Origin of the sequence: Buttiauxella brennerae ATCC 51605, assembly GCF_001654925.1 — a bacterium.
Classification (GTDB): domain Bacteria; phylum Pseudomonadota; class Gammaproteobacteria; order Enterobacterales; family Enterobacteriaceae; genus Buttiauxella; species Buttiauxella brennerae.
Genome location: NZ_LXER01000001.1, coordinates 64,146 through 85,006, shown reverse-complemented (window position 1 = coordinate 85,006; position 20,861 = coordinate 64,146). Strand labels below are relative to the sequence as shown.

Annotated in this window: 20 protein-coding genes and 2 pseudogenes; 9 read left to right on the top strand and 13 right to left on the bottom strand. The window is 49.5% G+C overall.

Annotation, left to right across the window (positions count from 1 at the left end; all coding sequences use genetic code 11):
• Both M975_RS23055 and M975_RS00365 read left to right on the top strand, forming a co-directional pair.
• Positions 1–464: pseudogene (locus M975_RS23055) on the top strand (hypothetical protein); the annotation flags it as partial.
• Positions 461–718 (top strand): hypothetical protein, encoded by a 258-nt coding sequence (locus tag M975_RS00365; protein ID WP_083967819.1) that lies wholly within the window; start codon positions 461–463, stop codon positions 716–718. The pseudogene M975_RS23055 and the gene M975_RS00365, both read left to right, overlap by 4 nt.
• 74 nt (positions 719–792) lie before the next feature.
• On the opposite strand, the gene M975_RS00360 is transcribed toward M975_RS00365, so the two are convergent.
• Positions 793–1,035: a SymE family type I addiction module toxin gene (locus tag M975_RS00360; RefSeq protein ID WP_064556607.1), complete on the bottom strand. Its 243-nt coding sequence runs from the start codon at positions 1,033–1,035 to the stop codon at positions 793–795.
• Between the two features lie 167 nt (positions 1,036–1,202).
• Positions 1,203–1,820, bottom strand: a pseudogene (locus tag M975_RS22835) (penicillin acylase family protein); the annotation flags it as partial.
• 67 nt (positions 1,821–1,887) lie between these two features.
• On the opposite strand from M975_RS22835, the gene M975_RS00350 reads away from it, so the two are divergent.
• Positions 1,888–3,249 (top strand): HdeD family acid-resistance protein, encoded by a 1,362-nt coding sequence (locus M975_RS00350; RefSeq protein ID WP_064556606.1) that lies wholly within the window; start codon positions 1,888–1,890, stop codon positions 3,247–3,249.
• Between the two features lie 2 nt (positions 3,250–3,251).
• Here M975_RS00350 and M975_RS00345 read toward each other — a convergent pair whose 3' ends face one another.
• The 4 genes from M975_RS00345 to M975_RS00330 all read right to left on the bottom strand — a co-directional run bounded on the left by M975_RS00345 (position 3,252) and on the right by M975_RS00330 (position 6,787).
• On the bottom strand, positions 3,252–4,610 hold the full coding sequence (locus M975_RS00345) for an 8-oxoguanine deaminase (RefSeq protein WP_064556605.1): 1,359 nt from the start codon (positions 4,608–4,610) through the stop codon (positions 3,252–3,254).
• Positions 4,611–4,816: 206 nt separating this feature from the next.
• Positions 4,817–5,356 (bottom strand): OmpH family outer membrane protein, encoded by a 540-nt coding sequence (locus tag M975_RS00340; RefSeq protein WP_157093307.1) that lies wholly within the window; start codon positions 5,354–5,356, stop codon positions 4,817–4,819.
• 173 nt (positions 5,357–5,529) lie between these two features.
• Entirely contained in the window at positions 5,530–6,090 is a 561-nt protein-coding gene (locus M975_RS00335; RefSeq protein ID WP_064556603.1) for a C40 family peptidase, read from the bottom strand.
• 193 nt (positions 6,091–6,283) lie between these two features.
• On the bottom strand, positions 6,284–6,787 hold the full coding sequence (locus M975_RS00330; protein ID WP_064556602.1) for an ESA_00282 family adhesion-associated protein: 504 nt from the start codon (positions 6,785–6,787) through the stop codon (positions 6,284–6,286).
• A gap of 102 nt (positions 6,788–6,889) precedes the next feature.
• Here M975_RS00330 and M975_RS00325 point away from each other — a divergent pair, with 102 nt between their 5' ends.
• A complete protein-coding gene (locus M975_RS00325; RefSeq protein WP_064556601.1) occupies positions 6,890–7,288 on the top strand; it encodes a hypothetical protein in 399 nt (132 codons plus the stop codon).
• Positions 7,289–7,292: 4 nt separating this feature from the next.
• Positions 7,293–7,679: a hypothetical protein gene (locus M975_RS00320; RefSeq protein WP_064556600.1), complete on the top strand. Its 387-nt coding sequence runs from the start codon at positions 7,293–7,295 to the stop codon at positions 7,677–7,679.
• Here the strand turns inward: M975_RS00320 and fucR are convergent.
• From fucR to exbB, 4 genes are all read right to left on the bottom strand, one after another.
• On the bottom strand, positions 7,658–8,395 hold the full coding sequence (gene fucR / locus M975_RS00315) for an L-fucose operon activator (RefSeq protein ID WP_064556599.1): 738 nt from the start codon (positions 8,393–8,395) through the stop codon (positions 7,658–7,660). The genes M975_RS00320 and fucR overlap by 22 nt on opposite strands.
• A gap of 108 nt (positions 8,396–8,503) precedes the next feature.
• Positions 8,504–9,955, bottom strand: coding sequence for a methyl-accepting chemotaxis protein (locus M975_RS00310; RefSeq protein WP_064556598.1), 1,452 nt, complete (start codon positions 9,953–9,955; stop codon positions 8,504–8,506).
• 287 nt (positions 9,956–10,242) lie between these two features.
• Positions 10,243–10,668, bottom strand: a complete 426-nt coding sequence (gene exbD / locus M975_RS00305) for a TonB system transport protein ExbD (protein WP_064556597.1) — start codon at positions 10,666–10,668, stop codon at positions 10,243–10,245.
• A gap of 4 nt (positions 10,669–10,672) precedes the next feature.
• Positions 10,673–11,407: a tol-pal system-associated acyl-CoA thioesterase gene (gene exbB / locus M975_RS00300; RefSeq protein ID WP_064556596.1), complete on the bottom strand. Its 735-nt coding sequence runs from the start codon at positions 11,405–11,407 to the stop codon at positions 10,673–10,675.
• A gap of 188 nt (positions 11,408–11,595) precedes the next feature.
• Between exbB and metC the strand changes: the two genes are divergently transcribed.
• A complete protein-coding gene (gene metC / locus M975_RS00295) occupies positions 11,596–12,786 on the top strand; it encodes a cystathionine beta-lyase (protein ID WP_064556611.1) in 1,191 nt (396 codons plus the stop codon).
• A gap of 215 nt (positions 12,787–13,001) precedes the next feature.
• Positions 13,002–13,661 carry a DedA family protein gene (locus M975_RS00290; protein ID WP_064556595.1) on the top strand — a complete coding sequence of 220 codons (660 nt, stop codon included), beginning with the start codon at positions 13,002–13,004 and terminating at the stop codon, positions 13,659–13,661.
• A 43-nt stretch (positions 13,662–13,704) separates the two neighbouring features.
• Here the strand turns inward: M975_RS00290 and M975_RS00285 are convergent, their stop codons facing one another.
• On the bottom strand, positions 13,705–14,595 hold the full coding sequence (locus M975_RS00285; protein WP_064556594.1) for an AraC family transcriptional regulator: 891 nt from the start codon (positions 14,593–14,595) through the stop codon (positions 13,705–13,707).
• Between the two features lie 190 nt (positions 14,596–14,785).
• Between M975_RS00285 and yqhD the strand changes: the two genes are divergently transcribed.
• Both yqhD and dkgA read left to right on the top strand, forming a co-directional pair.
• The gene (gene yqhD / locus M975_RS00280) at positions 14,786–15,949 is read left to right on the top strand and encodes an alcohol dehydrogenase (RefSeq protein ID WP_064556593.1); all 1,164 of its coding nucleotides are present in this window, start codon (positions 14,786–14,788) and stop codon (positions 15,947–15,949) included.
• Between the two features lie 104 nt (positions 15,950–16,053).
• Positions 16,054–16,881: a 2,5-didehydrogluconate reductase DkgA gene (gene dkgA, locus M975_RS00275; protein ID WP_064556592.1), complete on the top strand. Its 828-nt coding sequence runs from the start codon at positions 16,054–16,056 to the stop codon at positions 16,879–16,881.
• A 95-nt stretch (positions 16,882–16,976) separates the two neighbouring features.
• Here dkgA and M975_RS00270 read toward each other — a convergent pair whose 3' ends face one another.
• Both M975_RS00270 and ftsP read right to left on the bottom strand, forming a co-directional pair.
• Positions 16,977–19,250: a YgiQ family radical SAM protein gene (locus M975_RS00270; RefSeq protein ID WP_064556591.1), complete on the bottom strand. Its 2,274-nt coding sequence runs from the start codon at positions 19,248–19,250 to the stop codon at positions 16,977–16,979.
• A gap of 196 nt (positions 19,251–19,446) precedes the next feature.
• Positions 19,447–20,859 (bottom strand): cell division protein FtsP, encoded by a 1,413-nt coding sequence (gene ftsP, locus M975_RS00265; protein ID WP_064556590.1) that lies wholly within the window; start codon positions 20,857–20,859, stop codon positions 19,447–19,449.
• Between the last annotated feature and the right edge of the window lie 2 nt (positions 20,860–20,861).

Here is a 20,861-nt window from a genome sequence, read left to right as displayed (position 1 = left end):
CGGGTGGGGTAAATCCTTACGGGTATGTTAATAATCCGCTTAAATATGTTGATCCGCTGGGGTTGTGTAAAGGAGATATAGGTAATTCTTATCCCGGACCAAAATTACCTGATAATATTACATCAACCTTTGAAAATGGAATGTATACAAACAGAAAGTTAACTCAGGATGAGTTTCTTTATAAATATCATGGTGTAGACAATAGGACTGGTAGAAAATACTCATGGCTAACAAATAAGTTATATACATCAGAAGATGCATTAAGGCAGGGGCTTGCCATTCGCCATGATTGGGGGGTAAATATAACTGATGTATCAAAATTTAGAGTCCCTCAAGGCACGTGGCTAAGCGAAGGAAGCGCAGCGGCTCAAGGCGTAGGATATCCTGGTGGCGAATATCAAGCTGTAATATCGAATATACCTGATGTTTGGGTAACAAATACAACAAAGGTTCCATGGCAATGAAAACAGATAAATTACTCGATGCATTAAATGAGTTGATAATTGAATTGCAAAATAATAAAAAGCAGCAGTCTGCAGACTTCTTCTTGTTAAGGCACAACAATATACAAACGTTAAATAATCACATGGAATCTATTAAAGAGCTTTCTACATGTAGAGCAATGGCTCAGTATGGTAATTTCTCGGCTGTAGAGGAAAATAATCTCGACAGAGTCGTGCATTATGCCATAGCTATTTTAAATGAGAAAAAAATATAAAACCTCAAAATAAACATAGGGAAGTATCGTTAGCGGTCTTCCCTGTTCATATTTATTCGCTGCCGTTCAGAACACTAAACCAGCGCGTCCTGTATTCCCTTCATCACCTGCCGCGCCTGATAAAGCTGCTCGCGCAATTCCTGCACCTCGTTATTATCCGCCATCAGCACAATACACCCCTCCGTTATTTTCACCGTCACGCCCGCTCCAGTAGTAAATCCCGCCTCAACCAGCCAGTCGCCCTTCAGGTGCAGGCTGGGACTGCGTGAATAATAGGTGGTGATATGAGTTTTGCTGTTCTCATGCCGGGCACTGATTTAGCCGACTTTATAGCGGCGGCAGGTTTTGGAAATCGCAGGTTCTGCTTTAGAATGTTTCTCAGCCATAATTAACTACCTCTGTTAGTTGCTTGTGGTCAGCGGCGTTGTTGTGTTGGTAGCACAGCAGCGCAACGTTATATCCGGCTCAGCTTAATAGCCGCTTTCCCGACCACATCGTATCCAGCGCCATGCAGGCCGATTCCATAGGTGTAAGCCGGTGCGTACCAGCCAAACTGCGGCCCGTTAACCATAATGGTTTTAGCGTCTGCCGCTTTTTTCTGGCCGATCACCCACATGTTACTGGTGGTTGGGTCGTCCGCCAGCCCATTTGCGCCGCTGTGAGCAAACTGTTCGCCAATAACTTGCTGATTTTTCTGGTGAGTTAGTGTGAGTAAAGCGCCATCATTGTCTTTTGCCAGGCGCTCGAACATCGGAGAAGTATGGTCGAAACGCGGTAAGTTATAAGCTAGTTGCGTGGCCTGGTTTGCCAGTTTGAACGGATAACGATGTTCTTCTGGTTCGATAGTGGTTGAGGCTGAAGGGTTCACTAACTAATTGATTTGGTTAAATACCCCCATCCCCTGCTTGTCACCGTATTTATCTTTCAGCGCGTTAAACAACGCCAGGTTATCAATTTCGCTGGTGCTGTCTGAAAAACGGTTAGCCATCGTGCCGACAAAAATCATCGCGACATCGAAAGGCTGCCAGTGTTGCGGTTTAAAACCCAGTGTCGAAAACTCTTTTGGCAACAACTTTCCAGGCTCGGCGTTAACCTTATCAATTCGCTTCGTATCGCACTTGAGTCTTGTGGGCTATATATGTGGTGGACTGATTCACGGAAAAATACCCATGATGCGGCTAACAATGATCCTGCTCGGTGTTGATTTTCTGCGTTCCCACTGGCGTGGGCTGCGCCGTTTTGGCTGGATCACGCTTATTGCCGGAGTGGTGATTATTGTTGATGCTTTGGATGGCTCGCTCTATTTCCCTATCCAACCCTTTGCCTGCCTGTTGCTGTTTGAAGGTGTTGCAACATTGATGGTGGCGCACAGTGGCATGGGCGGGCAGCGTGTTCTGCGCTACGTTAAAGGCACGGCATTTACCGTTGCGGCGTTGTTGATTCTGGCCGGTCATCACCACGGTAACTTCGTTTTATCCATGATCTTTGGTTTGTTGTTTTTATTTGATGGCGCACTGCAAATCGCCTCAGCCGTGGTGGTTCGCTACCGACGCTGGCGACCTGCTTTATGGGGCGGCATTGTTGAGATTGCGCTGGCGATATTTTTCTTCCAGCCGTGGCCAACCCACTATTCCGGAACGGTGCCCTACTGCCTCGGATTAGGCCTGGCATTTGCTGGCTGGAACCTGTTTATCCTCGCTAATCGCGTCAAAAATGCCGCTGAGAATCCAGGCCTGAAAGGTACTGTATTCATGGAAGAAGCCGCCCATCTTCCACCAGACGTTGTGGAGTGGGACGGCCCACCGAGCGATGACGAAAAAGCGCTTACGGTACATGTCTGGACGCCCGTCGGTTCAGCCGCAGGTGAAGCGATCCCCCGCCCGGTGATTAGCCGCTATATCGCCGCGGTCGACCGCAACGGGGTTATTTCAACCGGCCACGCCGCACTTGAATCCCCAGGAGGCGTTTACATCAGCCTCTATCCTGCTGAGCTTATTGACCAGTCGCCAGATGAGTTCGCTCGCCTGCTGCGCGCCACACCCGAAAATAACGTTCCAGGGCTGTTTCAGCCAGATTATGCGACAGAAGCCGCAAAGTGGTGCCCGTCGACAAGGCAAGTGCGCATCCGCAATTACAGCGAATCCCGGCTTAAGGCTTTCTGGGAAAACTATCGCCAGAATGAATCGTACAATTTGACGTATCGGAACTGTTCAAGCAGCGTGGCGCGGGCTCTGGAAGCCGCACTCGAGGGTTCGGTTGGCCGGCTTTGGCACAAACGTGGTTTCTGGATGGCAATGGGGAAACTGATGTCGACGCCAGAACTTTGGGTAGCACTGCAACTGCGCAAACGCGCTGAAACCATGGCATGGACGCCAGGCCTGCTACTCGATTACGCCCGCGCATTGAGCATGCTGGCCGATCCGCGCCCAACAGGTTGGTTAAATACCACCGGGCGGGCGCTGAAAAAAATGCTCCAGCGCCGCGTTGCATGGGGAAAAGGCAAAAGCGGCGAGGAACTGACGGAAGACTGAGATTAAATATCAGCGACTAATTTCTTCGCCGCCATTCGGTGGCGGGAGATAAGATCCGGCACATCCAGACCAATGATATTGCCCTGCATCACCCGCCACTTGCCGCCAACCATCACATGCTCTGCCTTTTCAGCGCCGCATAGCAACAGGGCTGAGATGGCATCATGGCTGCCGCTAAAACGCAGCTCATCTTGTGCAAACAACGCCAGATCGGCCTGTTTTCCGACGGCAATTTCACCGATGTCACTGCGGCCAATCAGCTTTGCCGAACCTTGAGTCGCCCACCCCAATACCCGCTGCGGCGTAATCGCTTCGGCACCATAGCGCAGACGTTGCAGATACAGTGCCTGCCGTGCTTCATACATGATATTTGAAGCATCGTTAGAGGCTGAACCATCCACACCGAGGCCGACCGCTGCACCGGCTTTTTCCAGATCAACCGTCGGGCACATGCCTGATGCCAGGCGCATATTGGAAACCGGACAATGGCAGACGCCAACTCCGGCACGCCCCAGCCGCTGAATTTCACTCTCATTGAAATGGATGCCATGAGCAAGCCAGGTTCGATTATTTAACCAGCCAACACTTTCAAGATAATCAACCGTACGCAGGCCAAAGCGTTGCAGGCAGAAGTTTTCTTCATCGATGGTTTCTGCCAGGTGGGTATGCAAACGGACATCTTCCAGCTCTGCCATCAGCGCACTGTCGCGCATGATTTCGGTGGTCACCGAAAATGGTGAGCAAGGAGCGAGTGCAATTTGCAGCCACGCCCCTGCTCCGCGCTGATGGTAACGTTTAATCAGCCGCTCGCTGTCGCGTAAAATCGTCTCGCCTTGCTGCACGGTATGGCGCGGTGGTAATCCACCTTCATCCTCGCCCAGACTCATGGAACCCCGCGTTAACACAGCACGCATTCCCAGTTCGCAAACCACATCCACCTGAACATCAATCGCCTCTTCCATCCCCTGAGGGAAAAGATAGTGGTGGTCGGTGGTGGTCGTGCAGCCAGAAAGTAGTAATTCCGCCATCGCAACTTTACTGGCAAGCGCCAGAGCTTCGGCATCAAGCCGCGCCCAAACGGGGTAAAGTTGTTTTAGCCAGGGAAACAGCGGCACGTTTACCACGGGTGCCCAGGCTCGCGTCAGAGTCTGGTAAAAGTGATGGTGAGTATTAATGAGACCGGGGAGTAACACGAGTTCGCGAGCATCGAATACTGCATCGCAGGGCATGGTGGGCTCGCCACCTGCGGGAATTAATTCACGGATAACCGCCCCCTCAATCACGATGCCGCCAGAAGCATCTTGCGAATTAGCGGTAAAAATAGCGCGGGGGTTTTTGATCCACAAACGTTGTGCAGTCATAACTGGCTCCTGAAAATTGAAGATAAAAGGAAGCCAGCTCAGTTATGGCCTGTCTGCTGATCCAGGCATTGCCCTGGGCAATGTAGCCATTCTACCCAGGAATTTTGAACGCTATTATCGGATTTACTTATGGTGATTTTGGCAGGGGGCAGCCTGTGGAATTTAAGCCTCGCTGAATGGTTCAACGAGGCTTTTTTATTCTCGGATTATTTTGCAGCAGGCTTTTCGGCTTGAATGGCTTTAACGGTGATATCCGGAACTTTAGCAAATTCCAGTTTTGCTGTTTTAAGCTTCTCAGTCAGTTCAGCGCTGACATCCAACTCTGGAGCAACCGACATCGCCACTTGCGTTGGCAAAATTACACCGATTTTATTTTCGGTACGGTAGGAGTCGGTCGCATTTTTCAATGCTGCCATCACCACATTACGCGCAGCTTGTTGCTGCCCTTTCCATTGTTGCGCGAGAATATTTCTGTCTGCGTTTCGTGCAGTATCAACTTTGTTCGCTGGCAAATTTGCATAGCTTTTTTCAGCCAGATGCTGCCCATTTTGCAAAGATTGATTCACGGCTTTAAGGTGATCTTGTTCTTGTTTTAACAGACCTGAATCTACTAAGACTTTTTCTACATTTACAAATTTCATTGACGCATCTCCTGCTTGTTTTCCATCACAACCCACGAGCATCGTACCCGCAACCAGTACAACCATAACTGCACCCGCCATATGGCGAATTAAATTTCTTTTCATTTGATAACAATCTCGCTGGAAATAAGAATATAAATCCCGAAACTTATGAATGAACTAAATATGTTAATGTTATTTCATTCATTAACTATATGAATTTAAATAAATAGTTTAAAATCGGCACTAATAATAAGGGTAATGAATACAAAATAAAACCACAGAAGGCATATTTGTTATCAACCCATCACTTTTAAGCGTCGAGCCGTTTCATAATGCTCCACCCAGTAACGGTTAGCCAATGAAGACATGGTTACTCCCATGCTGCTTGAGGCATGGATAAACTCATTATTACCGACATAAACGCCGACATGGCGAGTGCCAGGAGAAGTTTGAAAAAAGACTAAATCGCCAGGTTTAAGCATTTCTTTATTGACGTGTTCGCCATTACGAATTTGCTGCGTAGTCGTTCTGGGCAGCGACTTATGGAAAGAGTCACTAAAAATATGCTGCATAAGTGCAGAGCAATCGACACCATTATGTGTGGTGCCACCAAAGTGATAACGCGTGCCTTTCCAGTTAGAAAATTCAGCCAGAATAGCGGATCTGACCTTATTAGAATTTGTTTTGCTTTCAGGTTTTATAAATGAAGCTCGTTGAGAAAACACATCTTTATTTGAAAGTGTTTTCACCCCTAATGATGCAAATTCCTTTGGCATATTAAAGGCAAAGGAATTTGTACTAATAACTAAAGGGATAATTAAAAGTGAAGCGGCAATGATTTTTTTAAACAAGGGCATGAGTCATATCTTTTTTTAGGGCAAATACTGCATTACTGAATATTCAGCAACGTGACGAGCAACTCCGTTTGGGTGAACAAATAATAACCACTATGCTGAGTTTATCAAACACAGAGTTGATCCATTAATAGACTTAGCTTTTTTTAGTTTTGAAAACAGTCAGCTACCCGGCACTCCCTGGCGAGTCAAAATCTCAAACATTGACCAAATCCACCTCAGGGCGCTGGTAATGCGGCCACACCAGAGCAACTAACGCGGGATAAGCATCATGGCTGAACTCGTCGAAACACTGCCGCAAATTTAGCACTTCAATATCAGCAAACGGCACTTTCTCACCTTCTGCGCAGCGCTTTCTGAGGTTATCGTAATACCGATAAATCGCTGAATGTAAGTCACTGCAACGCCGCTGAGCACCAAAGAGCGCCGGATCAGTACTGAGCTCTTCGATAAGCATACGTTTAATAGTGGCATGGTTAAAATCAACATATTCATGGCTCACCCGCCAATAATAGTCAGGTGTAATTTTCGACATTAACTTCGCAAAGTAATCTTCACGCTCATCACTTTGCATTAAATTTAATTTAGGGATAACCGCCGGGGTTGATTTAACTTTGGGATGAAACACTTCGCGCATCAGCATCAATACGGCACTCAGTAACAACAGTATTAATACAATCGAATAAATGATGCTTTGCATGGGGGCTCCTGTTTTTTTTATAGTAATTTTGAGGCAAAATATTGTCAACGCAACGCTGGTTAATCATCATTTTTATTTTATTGATATAAAAGGATTTCTCTCATGCTGCCCAATAACCTGGTGTCGACGCCCTTCCTTGTCTCGCAGGTTGATAGGGTTCCAGCAGATGAAAATAATGACTTAAGTGCAAATGCGCAGGATAATCTTTTAACGCTTGAGAAAATGGTGCTGAGCGCCAACCATTATGCAGGGCAGGCAAAAAACACGCTACTTGAAGAAAATGACAGGCATTTAAAAGACCGTTTATTTTGTGCTGTGAAGATTGAAGCGATGGTTAGAGTATTGAATGAACTCATCGAGCAAGAAAAAATCAGCACGGCCGATCTGCAAATGCTTATAGACGATAAAAAATTGCAGATAAGTCCGCATTTACAGCAAATCTGGGTAAACCAATTAACCCAGGAAAAACGCTGGCCTTTGTTTTATTCACTGAGCGAGTAATGTCATGTCGAAAGTACAAACCTCCCCGCTACAAAATACAGCCTCATCTGCCGAAGAATCAGATGAGAACGCATTATTACGTGAAAATATTGCAGCTTTGGTACTGATTAAAAATGAAAATATTGCCCAATTCTCCCAGGAAAAAATGAATATCACCTCGGCTTTGATTGAGCAAAAATGGCACAATCGCCACCAAGTTTATCCTTACCGCGTGAAAGAAGAGATTTACGGTACTGTTCTTAATGAAATAATGACCCACAAGCCACAATTCAAGAATGAAATTCTTGCCAAGCTGGAAGCGGTTTACCAGACACTGCGAAATGAAGAATCTCAAACACTTTCACGCACCCGTGCACTGGTGGAAAACAGCTACAAAACTCCGCATTTATGAGCCATTAAAGGCTGGCTGCTTTCGGTAATAATTTCGGTGACATCAACTTGCTCACCGATCCGCACCTCGCTCACACGATCAAACTTGCTCTTGTCGATCAATAGCAGTGACTGGGCGGATCGCTTTAGCAGCATGGTTTTATATTCGGCATTCCAGCTGCGGGTGTCCCATAGCGTGCCGTTACTGTCGACACCCTCACAGGAAAACAGAAACAGGTCGATATCCAGGGATTTCAACTGTGCGGCTAGCGGAGCATTGATATAGCAGGCATATTTTCGCTGCAATAATCCGCCGGTACTCATAATCTGGATGTGTTCGCGCTTCGCCAGCGCCTGGCAAATACGTTCGCTATTCGTGAAAACAGTGAGCGGAATATCGGGGAGTAACCGTGCCAGATACCAGCAGGTTGAACTGGCATCGAGCGCAATCACCATGCCGGGGACAATCCAGGCCAGAGCCCGGTGAGCAATATCGGCTTTGCTGTTGAGATGGCTTTTCAGGCGCTCGGTGAACGGGTCACCACTTTCATCAACGCCACGGTTAATGCGCTTAGCACGCCCGTGCTGGCGAACAATTTTACCTTGCTTTTGCAGCACACGCAGATCGCGCCGCACGGTTTCCTGGCTCACCGCTAACAGTTGAGCCAGTTGTTGTGTGGTCAGATTACTGTAATGTTCGACGAGCTGAACCAGTTCCTGGTGGCGTGTTATTTTCATTCTCACTTCTCCCGGGTATTCCAGGATAGTAGGACGCGACGCCCGCTATTAACAAGTTGTTAACGAACTTCATCCGCTCCCTTGTGATAAGGATCGCAGACCTGCAAATCATGCCAGGCGAAAGACGGAAATGGCCTGCTGTAAACCATCGGCTTGTTGCTGTTGCTGACGTGCTGCCTGCATAGTTTGCGCTGTGTGATCCACGTTATCCCGAACGCTTTCATCAATACTGGCAATGCTACCGTTCATTTGCGTAATACTGAGGCTCTGCTGGCCGCTCATGTCCGAAAGCTCGTCCACCAGCACCGCAAGAGCATTGATAGAACCGATCACCTCTCGCATTGTTTGCCCGGCATTTTCCACCTGCTGCGATCCGGTACGAGTGCATTCCATTGAGACACTAATCAACTGGCGAATATCTTTCGCCGCGTTTTCGCAACGCAACGCCAGCGTGCGCACTTCTGAAGCCACCACCGCAAATCCACGGCCATGTGTGCCCGCTCGTGCCGCTTCAACAGAGGCGTTTAGCGATAAAATATTGGTCTGGAAGGCAATACCGTCGATCAGTTCCAGGATGTTGTTGATGTGGTCAGATTCTTCGCGGATTTGTTCCATGGTCTGCGTGGCAGCATCAATACTGATGCCGCCTTTGTGGGCGAGGCCAGTCACTTGCGTGGCAAGCATACGGGCACTTTGTGCTTTTTCATTGGTGACGATGGCCGCCGAACTCAGTTGTTCCATGGCACTGGCTGCAATCGCCAGCGCAGAAGCCTGTTCGTCAGTACGTTTAGAAAGCGCGGCATTACGCTGAATAATACTTTCCGAGGCGGAGAGCACCGATGCCACGCCAAGGCTCACCTGCCCTAGCGTGTTTCTCATGGTGGTGAGCGTGGTATTAAAGGTTTGAGCAAAAGGCGTTCGGCTCTCTCTTTCACTTGCAGCAAGCGTAAGGCACCCTGGCTGGCGGTTAATTTGCGCGGCCAGTTGTGCAACTTCACTGGCTGAGCGCGCATCGTCAGCCATGCGTAGAGCCATATAAAGCAGTATTGCCGTTTGCGCCACCACAAAAATGGCATGGAACACCACCATATGAATACCTGGGTGCATAAAGCAGGTAATACCAAATAACTCATTGGCTTGCAGCCAGGCAAATAACCCATGGTGGATGGCAGCAACCGCGGCTCCCATTAATATCGGGCGATAATCTCGATAAGCCAATAATGCTGATAACAATACAAAAACCGAAAAATGATATTCAGTCTCACCTTCACCCAACTGTATTAACAGAGCTGCAAAACCGATTAGCGTAAAAGCGTAATACAAGCGGGTCAATAATGTACCGGGTAGTAATGCTTTGACAATGCTTGAGCTTATAGCCAGTAGACCACCCGCCACCAGTGCCACGGGGAGCGCATCGTAAGCCCACCCTACTGCCAGTGAAATAGCAAAAAGCCCCCAGATAACAAAAAACATTAATATATCAGCTTGCAGATAAATACTTCTTAGTGACACCACATCGGGCTGCTTATTGTCTGTATGCAAAACAGTCATCGTTGCCATTGAGTTATCCACGCTTTTATCGTTCAGTTTTTATTAGGTATTTTCATAACAGAACTATTACGTACAGCAAAAGCATAGAAGGTTATTGTTAGTCTGAGTCTGTTTTTCTTATAGTTGCAATAATAAAGTCGGGTGATTTTTATAATTTAGATTAAGTCAGCAAAGAGATGTTATTTAGAGGATAAATAGCAGAATAGCGCTCTGAGCTAACTAAAATTGGCGGGGTTAAAAAAAACGGCCTGTTAGTTTAACTAACAGGCCGTTTCATGATGCATATGTAGGTGGCGTTACTGGGTTTTAGTGACTTCTTGCCCAACCAGCCCAATCTTCAAATACCCTGCCTGATGCAGAGTATCCATTACGTTCATCATCGTTTCGTAATCAACCGTTTTGTCTGCGCGGAAGAAAATCGTGGTGTCTTTCTTGCCTTCGGTCGCGGCCATCAGAGCATTAATCATATTCTCTTTGGTTACTGCATCGTTACCAATAAACATCGAGTGATCGGCTTTGACAGACAAATAGACCGGTTTTTCCGGGCGCGGCTGCGGCTGGCTTGACGATGCAGGAAGGTTAACCTTCACATCGACCGTTGCAAGTGGTGCAGCAACCATGAAGATAATCAGCAATACCAACATGACATCGATAAACGGTGTCACGTTGATTTCGTGCATTTCACCGTTATCGTCGAGATTTTCGTTAAGACGCAAAGCCATGGTATCAACCTACACGCAGTTTCTGAGCTGTACGTACCGGGCGCGCCTGAGAGCTGGCGCCTAAATCCAGATCACGGCTTTGCAGCAGCAGAACCTGAGCAGCAACATCGCCAAGCGAGGCTTTATAGCCGCCGATAACACGGGCGAACACGTTATAGATAACAACCGCAGGAATGGCTGCAATCAGGCCGATAGCCGTTGCCAGCAAGGCTTCTGCAATACCTGGTGCCACAACAGCAAGGTTAGTGGTCTGCGACTGCGCAATACCAATAAAGCTGTTCATGATGCCCCAGACGGTACCAAACAGACCGACGAACGGGGAGATCGCACCGATTGTCGCAAGGAAGCCGTTACCGCGTCCCATGTGACGGCCCACTGCCGCAACGCGGCGTTCAAGGCGGAAACCGGTACGCTCTTTAATGCCTTCGTTATCTTCACTGCCCGCGGAGAGCTCCAGTTCATTCTGAGCTTCATTGATAAGCATTGTGCTGAGGCTTTTCGCATCAAATGTTTCGGCCATTTCACTGGCTTCATTCAGAGAGCGGGCATTAGCCAGTTGTTGCTGTTCACGCTTAAGACGGCGCTTTTGCGACAGCAGCTCAACACTTTTGCTAAAGAAGATTGCCCAAGTGACGACAGAAGCCAGAATCAGGCCGATCATCACAATCTTTACCACGATGTCGGCATGTTGATACATACCCCAGACAGAGAGGTCTGTCTGCATCAAATTATTCGTCACTCTTACTCTCCACCACGAAATGATACAAAAACTGTGCGCAATAATATCAAAACGACATCGAATTGATAGTAGTTCTCATTAGTATTTAAAGAGTGCCTGAAATTGTCTATGCATTCCTTGCGTTTACGCAGCAAAATCATGATAAGTTAAGTTTAGACATCCAGATGGTTAAACAGGGTAAAGTGAACATGACTGCGAAGAAGCACATCGAAACGGCGCTGGTTAATGCCGGGCGCGATAAAAAATTCACCCAGGGTTCGGTTAACAGCGTCATTCAACGCGCTTCGTCGTTGGTTTTTGAAACTGTAGAAGCTAAAAAACAGGCGACGGCTAACCGCGCGAAAGGCGAGCTTTTTTATGGCCGCCGCGGCACCCTCACCCACTTCTCATTACAAGAAGCGATGTGTGAGCTGGAAGGCGGTGCGGGTTGCGCACTTTACCCTTGTGGTGCCGCAGCCGTTGCCAATGCGATTCTGGCGTTCGTCGAGCATGGCGATAATGTCCTGATGACTGGCAGCGCCTATGAGCCAAGTCAGGATTTCTGTACCAAGATCCTCGCAAAACTCGGCGTGACCACCACCTGGTTTGACCCAATGATCGGCGCAGGTATTGCTGAACTTGTGCAACCCAATACTAAAGTCGTATTTCTGGAATCGCCTGGTTCAATAACAATGGAAGTACATGACGTTCCAGCCATTGTTAAGGCGGTGCGCAGTGTTGCCCCTGAAGCCATCATCATGATTGATAACACATGGGCGGCAGGAATTTTATTTAAAGCACTGGATTTCGGCATCGATATTTCGATTCAGGCCGGTACCAAGTATCTGATTGGTCATTCCGATGCGATGGTAGGTACAGCCGTATCGAACGCGCGTTGCTGGGATCAGCTGCGTGAGAATTCTTATCTGATGGGGCAGATGCTGGATGCAGACACGGCGTACATGACCAGCAGAGGCTTACGTACCCTTGGTGTGCGCCTGCGTCAGCATCACGAAAGCAGTCTGAAAATTGCCGAATGGCTGGCACAGCATCCGCAGGTAGAACGTGTAAACCATCCGGCATTGCCGGGTAGTAAAGGTCACGAGTTCTGGAAACGTGACTTTACAGGCAGCAGCGGTTTGTTCTCATTCGTGCTGAAAAAGCGTTTGAGCAACGAGCAATACCAGCATTATCTGGACCATTTCCAATACTTCAGTATGGCTTATTCCTGGGGCGGCTATGAATCGCTTATCCTTGCCAACCAACCGGAAGAGCTCGCTGAGATTCGCCCGGCAGGCGGCGTAGACTTCACTGGAACGCTAGTGCGCGTACACATTGGCCTGGAAAATGTTGATGATTTGATCGCCGATTTGGACGCAGGTTTCCAGCGTATTGCTTAAAATTGCCGGAAGTGGATACCTGAAAGGACACTTTTTTCTGTTTCAGGATGATTTGTTGAGCCTGTGATCAAGATGTCGCAGGCTTTTTAGCGTTACACTATGCCCCGACAATGAGAGCCACTAAAATTAAGGCTTCTTACTCTAAATTAAGGTGAGCCTAATCTAACTGCTTTAGATTCAGGCCTGCTCAATAAAGCGGTTCCACAGGATTTGCCATGGCTGTTATACATAATATCGTTCAGGCGCTTTGGCAACATGACTTTGCTGCACTCGCGGACCCTCATGTTGTTGGAGTGGTTTATTGCGTCATGTTTGCGACGCTGTTTCTTGAAAATGGATTATTGCCCGCCTCGTTTTTACCAGGCGATAGTTTGCTCCTACTCGCAGGCGCGTTAGTGGCAAAAGGGGTCATGGGATTTATACCGACAATCATTATCTTAACTGCGGCGGCAAGCCTCGGTTGCTGGCTGAGTTACGCGCAAGGTCGCTGGCTTGGCAACACAAAAATAGTGAAAAGCTGGCTGCAACAACTGCCGCCTCAGTACCACCAGCGCGCGACGGTGATGTTTGACCGCCACGGTTTATTCGCTCTGCTGGCCGGGCGTTTTTTAGCATTTGTTCGCACATTACTGCCAACCATGGCCGGGATTTCAGGCCTCAGTAACCGCCGTTTCCAGGTGTTTAACTGGTTAAGCGGGCTGTTGTGGGTCGGCAGCGTGACAAGCCTGGGCTATGCCCTGAGCATGATCCCGTTTGTAAAACGTCATGAAGACCAGGTGATGACTTGCCTGATGATCTTGCCAATGGTGCTGCTGGTTGCAGGCCTGGTAGGGACGCTGTTTGTGGTCATCCGGAAAAAATTTAACCCCGCTTAACGTTTCTGGGGGGAATGCTAAATTATCCCCCCGCCCTTTCTCGTTAAATCACACGCATCCGCGCCGCATCTTCGCCCGGCGTCACCCCAAAATAGCGTTTAAACTCGCGGCTAAACTGCGACGCGCTTTCATAGCCAACACGAATGGCAGCGGTACTGGCTTTCATCCCATCATGCAGAATCAACATGCGCGCTTTGTGCAGCCGGTAGCTCTTGAGATATTGCAGCGGTGAGGTGCTGGTGACCGACTTAAAGTTATGGTGAAACGCCGAAACACTCATATTTGCTTCTGCGGCCAGTTGGTCCACTGAGAGGTTTTCAGTGTATTGCGTTTCGATACGCCGGAGCACACGGCTTATCAGGCTGAAATGTGTCTGCCGACTCACCAGCGCCAACAGTGCTGCTCCGCACGACCCCACCAGCATGTGATAGAGGATCTCGCGAATAATCTGCTTGCCCAAAATACGGGCATCGAGCGGGTGCTCCAGCACGTCGAGCAAACGCTCGGCAGCACAAAGAATTTCCTCGGAAAGCTCGGCTGAATTAATCCCCGTAGAGCAGGTTTGCGGGTGCGATAAATCGTCTTCACCGATATCCATCAGCAAGTCCTGAAGCTGCAAAATATCGATGTTAATGCGCAAGCCAGCCAGCGGCACCTCTGGTGTGGCAAAGGTTTCGCATTCAAAGGGAAGCGGTACGGTGAGCAGCAGGTATTCATTGGCGTCGTAGCGGAAAACACGATCGTTCAGATAACCCGTTTTATGACCCGAAAAGAGAATAATGATTCCCGGTTCGTACATTACTGGCGTGCGAGCATAAGGTTTAGTGCCATACAGCAAGCTCACATTGGGAAGTGAACTCAGACCACTATTTTCTTTTTGTATCAAATAATTAATCTTATTGGTTAACTGCTGACAAATCGCTTTCCGCTTCATTTTCCTGCGCTCCGCATGGTATTTCTGACGGTGTCAGTGTGCGACTAATTTTTATATTTCTCCAGCAGCATGGAGAAATAGGCAAGACAAAGGCAGGAATAAGCATTGAGAGATTCCCCCCTGAAGCCGACAATGCATACCATCAAATGCGATAAGCAATCTCTGTTTACCCAAGCTAAGGGAACCAATAATGAACAACTTTAACCTACATACCCCGACTCGCATCCTGTTTGGTAAAGGCGCTATTTCCGAACTGCGTGCACAAATTCCAGCTGATGCTCGTGTTCTGATTACCTACGGCGGCGGCAGCGTAAAGAAAAATGGCGTACTGGACCAGGTTTATGCCGAGCTTAACGGGCTGGATGTACTGGAGTTCGGCGGCATTGAGCCTAACCCAACTTACGAAACGCTGATGAAAGCAGTCGAAATCGTTCGCCAGCAGAAAGTCACTTTCCTGTTAGCCGTCGGCGGCGGTTCTGTGCTGGATGGCACTAAATTCATCGCAGCAGCAGCCAACTACCCGGCTGATATCGACCCATGGAATATTCTGCTGACGCACGGCAACGACGTTAAGAGCGCCATCCCAATGGGTTCTGTTCTGACTCTGCCTGCGACCGGTTCTGAATCTAACAAAGGTGCTGTAGTTTCCCGCCGTGCAACAGGCGACAAACAGGCGTTTATGTCCGAACACGTACAGCCTGTCTTCGCGGTACTTGACCCGGTTTACACCTACACCTTGCCACCGCGCCAGGTCGCAAACGGCGTAGTGGATGCCTTTGTTCACACCGTTGAGCAGTACATCACTTACCCGGTGAACGCGAAAGTGCAGGACCGTTTTGCTGAAGGCATTTTGTTAACGCTGGTTGAAGACGGCCCGATTGCGCTGAAAGAGCCAGAAAACTATGACGTGCGTGCCAACGTTATGTGGGCGGCAACTATGGCGTTAAACGGCCTGATCGGTGCAGGTGTGCCGCAGGACTGGGCAACTCATATGCTGGGTCACGAACTGACCGCGATGCACGGCCTGGACCATGCGCAGACTCTGGCAGTCGTTCTGCCTTCTTTGTTGAATGAAAAACGTAACGAGAAGCGCGGCAAACTGCTGCAATACGCTGATCGCGTATGGAATATCACTGAAGGTTCTGAAGAAGAGCGTATTGATGCCGCCATCGAAGCAACGCGCAATTTCTTCGAGCAAATGGGTGCCCCAACTCGCCTGTCAGCCTACGGTCTGGATGGCAGTACTATCCCGGCTCTGCTGGTCAAACTGGAAGAAAAAGGCATGACGAAATTGGGTGAGCGCCAGGACATTACTCTGGACGTAAGCCGTCGCATTTACGAGGCAGCACGCTAAGTAATTTAGCTTTTTTTTCACGTTTCTGAGTATTTGGTCCAGACTTAAATGCAATTGTTACACCGGGGCGCCGCCCCGGTTGTATTGTGAATAAGGAGGAATCGATGGCAAAACCAACCATAATCAAGCTCCAGGACGGGAATGTAATGCCGCAATTGGGGCTAGGCGTCTGGCAAGCCAGTAACGACCAGGTCCTGATTGCAATTGATAAAGCGCTGGAAGTCGGCTATCGCTCCATTGATACCGCCGCAGCGTACAAGAACGAAGACGGCGTGGGCAATGCGCTAAAACAGGCTGGAATTACGCGCGACGAACTGTTTATTACCACCAAACTGTGGAATGACGATCAACAAAGGCCGCGTCAGGCGTTAGAAGACAGCCTTGAAAAACTTCAGCTGGATTACGTCGATTTGTATTTAATGCACTGGCCGGTGCCGAGCAAAGATCATTATGTCGAAGCCTGGAAAGGCATGATTGAGCTGCAAAAACAGGGGCTGGTCAAAAGCATTGGCGTGTGTAATTTCCAACTCAATCATCTCCAGCGTTTGATTGATGAAACGGGTGTCTCTCCGGTTATCAACCAAATTGAACTCCATCCATTACTGCAACAACGCCAGCTTCATGCCTGGAATGCGACACACAAAATTCAGACCGAATCCTGGAGCCCGCTGGCTCAGGGTGGTGAAGGTGTGTTCGATAAGAAAATCATCCGCGACCTGGCCGATAAATACGGCAAAACTCCAGCACAAGTGGTGATTCGCTGGCATCTCGATAGCGGGCTGGTGGTTATCCCGAAATCGGTGACGCCATCGCGCATTGCGGAGAATTTTGACGTGTTTGATTTCCGTCTTGATAAAGACGAGTTAAGTGAGATTGCGAAGCTCGATAGCGGTAAGCGTCTGGGGCCAGACCCTGATGTGTTTGGGAGTTAAGGTTTAAAGCCCCCTCACCCCGGCCCTCTCCCCCAGGGAGAGGAAAACCAAACAGTCCCCTCTCCTGGGGGAGAGGGTTAGGGTGAGGGCATTAACTACGCCGGACGCTTCCTGCCTGCAGGCTTAGCTGTCGCTTTAGCTGCTGGCTTTGCACCTACACCAGCTTTCACACCCGCGTTAGGTTTTGCCCCTGCAGTCGGCTTTGCGCCAGTAGCAGGTTTAGCGCCAGCAGCCGCAGGCGCACGACGTTGATGCGTCATTGGAGTATGTTTCGTCAATGCCGGGCGAGCACCACGGTTGTAGCGACGCGCTTCACGCATCTCTTCAATCGTTGGCGAAGGTACCAGACACTCACGGCGGCCACCAATCAGGTGCTTTTTACCCATCGCTTCCAGCGCTTCACGAATCAGCGGCCAGTTGGCAGGATCATGATAACGCAGCAGAGCTTTGTGCAAGCGACGCTGACGATCGCCTTTTGGCACAACCACATCTTCACTCTTGTAACCAATCTTACCCAGCGGGTTCTTGCCGGTGTAATACATGGTGGTCGAGTTCGCCAGCGGTGACGGATAGAAGTTCTGCACCTGATCCAAACGGAAACGGTTCTTCTTCAGCCACAGCGCCAGATTCACCATGTCTTCATCACGCGTACCAGGGTGTGCTGAGATAAAGTACGGAATCAGATACTGCTCTTTACCAGCCTGTTTTGAATAGGTATCAAACAGCTCTTTAAAGCGCTGATAACTGCCCATACCCGGCTTCATCATCTTAGACAGCGGCCCTTCTTCGGTATGTTCAGGAGCAATCTTCAGATAACCACCCACGTGGTGAGTCGCCAGCTCTTTGATATAACGCGGATCTTCAACGGCAATATCGTAACGAACACCGGATGCGATCAGGATCTTCTTAACACCTTTAATCTCACGGGCGCGGCGATACAGGTTGATCGTCGGCTCATGGTTGGTGTCCATGTGCGGGCAGATGTCCGGGTACACGCAAGACAAGCGGCGGCAAGTTTGTTCCGCACGCGGTGACTTACAGCGCAGCATATACATGTTAGCGGTTGGGCCACCGAGATCCGAAACCACGCCGGTAAAGCCTGGAACGGTATCGCGCATCGCTTCAATTTCGCTGATGATCGAATCTTCGGAACGGCTCTGAATGATGCGCCCTTCGTGTTCGGTAATAGAACAGAATGAACAGCCACCGAAGCAACCACGCATGATGTTCACCGAGAAACGGATCATCTCATAAGCAGGGATACGCGCCTTGCCATAGGCAGGATGTGGAACGCGCTTATAAGGCAGTGCGAATACGCTGTCCATCTCTTCGGTGGAAAGCGGGATGGCTGGCGGGTTAATCCAGATGTAACGGTCACCGTGTTTTTGCATTAACGCACGAGCACAACCAGGGTTGGTTTCATGGTGCAAAATACGTGAAGCATGCGCATACAGCACTTTGTCGTTTTTGACTTTTTCAAAGGACGGCAGCAACACGTAGGTTTTTTCCCACGGCTTCATCGGTGCAGGTTTCACCACGATAGCCTGAGCTTCGTTAATAGGCTTATCCGGTTTACCGGTTTCCGCACACGGCAAATCTTCACCGTATGGGTGTGGGATCGGGTCGATACGACCAGGCATATCCAGACGCGTAGAATCCACGCCAGACCAGCCTGGCATTGCTTCTTTACGCATCATTGCGGTGTTGCGCACATCGCAGATTTCGTCGATTTTCTCGCCCATTGCCAGGCGGTGAGCCACTTCTACCAGCGGGCGCTCGCCGTTGCCGAAAATCAGCATGTCGGCTTTAGCATCCACCAGAATGGAGCGACGAACGGTGTCAGACCAGTAATCGTAATGTGCGGTACGGCGCAGGCTCGCTTCAATGCCGCCAAGGATAACGGGCACATCGCGCCAGGCCTCTTTACAGCGTTGGGTATAGGCAAGTGATGCACGGTCCGGGCGTTTGCCCGCCACGTTATCTGGCGTATACGCATCGTCGTGGCGCAGTTTACGGTCCGCAGTATAGCGGTTGATCATCGAGTCCATGTTGCCTGCGGTTACACCGAAGAACAGATTCGGTTTGCCAAGGCGCATGAAGTCTTCTTTAGTGTTCCAGTCTGGTTGGGCAATGATACCCACGCGGAAGCCCTGGGCTTCCAGCATACGGCCACAGATAGCCATACCAAAACTTGGATGGTCGACGTAGGCATCTCCGGTAACCAGAATGATGTCACAGCTATCCCAACCTAACTCGTCCATTTCCTTGCGTGACATGGGTAAAAATGGTGCCGGGCCGAAACAGGCTGCCCAGTATTGTGGCCACGAAAAGAGTTCGCGATCGGGCTGGATCAAGCTAATAGAGCTCATAATGCTTCCGAAAAATGAATAAAAAATGATTTAAAAATAACCAAAGCCGGCGATTATACGCTTTTATTGGGTAATTAATGAAGGATTAATGCGGGCGATCAATGTTTTCTTGCCCTCACCCCAACCCTCTCCCTCAGGAGAGGGGGAACACCGAATATCCCCTCTCCCTGAGGGAGAGGGCCAGGGTGAGGGTGGTTTACGGCGCAGGTTGTACTAACAATTGCCCAATAGAACCACGGTCGGCCATTTCAAGCGTCTGACTTGTATAGAGGAATGGGAAATGTTCCCAAGAAGGCTGGCCAAAATAGACCAATAACTCAACCTGCCCATCGACCCAAACCGTGTCTTTCCAGCCGCGGTCTTCGCCAAATGGCGCTGCACCATTGACGTTTTTAATCAGGAAACTGACACCTTCAATATGGAAGGATTGCGGCATATCGGAACGCACGGTCCAGCGCTCCCAGGTACCTTGCTGAGTCTGAATATCAATGCGCTTCATGTCCCAGAGCTGACCATTAATGCCAGGATCTTCGCTGAGGGTAATTTCACGGCTACGGGCTGGGTTGCCGTTAATAATTTCATCCGGCAGCAAGCGCATTGGCAATGTATCGGTCACTAATGGCAGCAGACCGGTTGCGCGCAACGTCAGAACCAACGTGGAGATAAGAATACTCGACGGTTCAAAGAAGCCACGAATACGGTCCATGATACCCGCAGCTTCACCGCAGGTTATCGACACCTCTTTCCCGTCACTCATATCGACCAGAATCTCACGGCGTTCACCCGGTGCCAGCGAAAGCTGTTTCACTGAAACAGGAGCGGTGAGAAAACCCTGGTCGCTGGAAATAACGTGCATCGCACGGCCATCGCTCATTTGCAGCAAATAGCGGCGCGAGTTGGAGGCATTAAGCAGACGCAAACGCACCCAGCCACGCGAAACCTCGACATACGGTCCCTGCACACCATTGACCAGTAGCGTATCACCGACAAAACCACCGCTGCCCGGCTCTTCATATTCAGGTGCGCCAAAGTTATCCAGACGCTTATCCTGGATGATGACCGGGAAGTCATCGACGCCATAGTGGTTTGGAATTGGCAGATTTTTGCTGACTTCATCTTCGATAAGCCACATGCCAGCCAGACCCGCATAAACCTGTTTTGCCGTACGATTCGGCGTGTTGGCGTGATACCACAATGTTGCGGCCTGCTGGCGAATCGGCAGCACAGGCGCCCAATCAACATTGGGCTGCATCAGACGTGCGGCGCCACCCATTAACGGGCCTGGAACTTGCAAACCGGCAATCGTCATAGCAATGTTTTCTTGCAGACGATTGCTGTAAATCATCTTCACGTCATCGCCGCTCCATACACGGATGGTCGGCCCCAGATAACGTCCGTTCAGACCCCAGACCGGCGCCTTAGCGCCGCCGGTAAATGACCAGTGCGCCCGCTGTAGCGTTAGAAACAAAGGCTGCCCACGGCGGGACTCAAGTAAAGGTGGAACGGGTAAAGGTTGCTGCAGTCCTGCCGCGTTTGCCCTCAGTGGCACCGAGCCTGCACAAAGTGCGACTCCTGATGCCTGTATAAACTGACGCCGACTGAGTGACATAT

Coding starts and splice junctions, on each gene's coding strand:
- fucR (WP_064556599.1), bottom strand. CDS start 8,395: ATGAAAATAACACGCCACCAGGAACTGGTTCAGCTCGTCGAACATTAC.
- M975_RS00350 (WP_064556606.1), top strand. CDS start 1,888: ATGATGCGGCTAACAATGATCCTGCTCGGTGTTGATTTTCTGCGTTCC.
- M975_RS00330 (WP_064556602.1), bottom strand. CDS start 6,787: ATGCAAAGCATCATTTATTCGATTGTATTAATACTGTTGTTACTGAGT.
- M975_RS00285 (WP_064556594.1), bottom strand. CDS start 14,595: ATGAAGCGGAAAGCGATTTGTCAGCAGTTAACCAATAAGATTAATTAT.
- M975_RS00345 (WP_064556605.1), bottom strand. CDS start 4,610: ATGACTGCACAACGTTTGTGGATCAAAAACCCCCGCGCTATTTTTACC.
- M975_RS00320 (WP_064556600.1), top strand. CDS start 7,293: ATGTCGAAAGTACAAACCTCCCCGCTACAAAATACAGCCTCATCTGCC.
- M975_RS00310 (WP_064556598.1), bottom strand. CDS start 9,955: ATGGCAACGATGACTGTTTTGCATACAGACAATAAGCAGCCCGATGTG.
- M975_RS00325 (WP_064556601.1), top strand. CDS start 6,890: ATGCTGCCCAATAACCTGGTGTCGACGCCCTTCCTTGTCTCGCAGGTT.
- M975_RS00290 (WP_064556595.1), top strand. CDS start 13,002: ATGGCTGTTATACATAATATCGTTCAGGCGCTTTGGCAACATGACTTT.
- M975_RS00270 (WP_064556591.1), bottom strand. CDS start 19,250: ATGAGCTCTATTAGCTTGATCCAGCCCGATCGCGAACTCTTTTCGTGG.
- exbD (WP_064556597.1), bottom strand. CDS start 10,668: ATGGCTTTGCGTCTTAACGAAAATCTCGACGATAACGGTGAAATGCAC.
- dkgA (WP_064556592.1), top strand. CDS start 16,054: ATGGCAAAACCAACCATAATCAAGCTCCAGGACGGGAATGTAATGCCG.
- M975_RS00340 (WP_157093307.1), bottom strand. CDS start 5,356: ATGAAAAGAAATTTAATTCGCCATATGGCGGGTGCAGTTATGGTTGTA.
- metC (WP_064556611.1), top strand. CDS start 11,596: ATGACTGCGAAGAAGCACATCGAAACGGCGCTGGTTAATGCCGGGCGC.
- ftsP (WP_064556590.1), bottom strand. CDS start 20,859: ATGTCACTCAGTCGGCGTCAGTTTATACAGGCATCAGGAGTCGCACTT.
- yqhD (WP_064556593.1), top strand. CDS start 14,786: ATGAACAACTTTAACCTACATACCCCGACTCGCATCCTGTTTGGTAAA.
- M975_RS00365 (WP_083967819.1), top strand. CDS start 461: ATGAAAACAGATAAATTACTCGATGCATTAAATGAGTTGATAATTGAA.
- M975_RS00335 (WP_064556603.1), bottom strand. CDS start 6,090: ATGCCCTTGTTTAAAAAAATCATTGCCGCTTCACTTTTAATTATCCCT.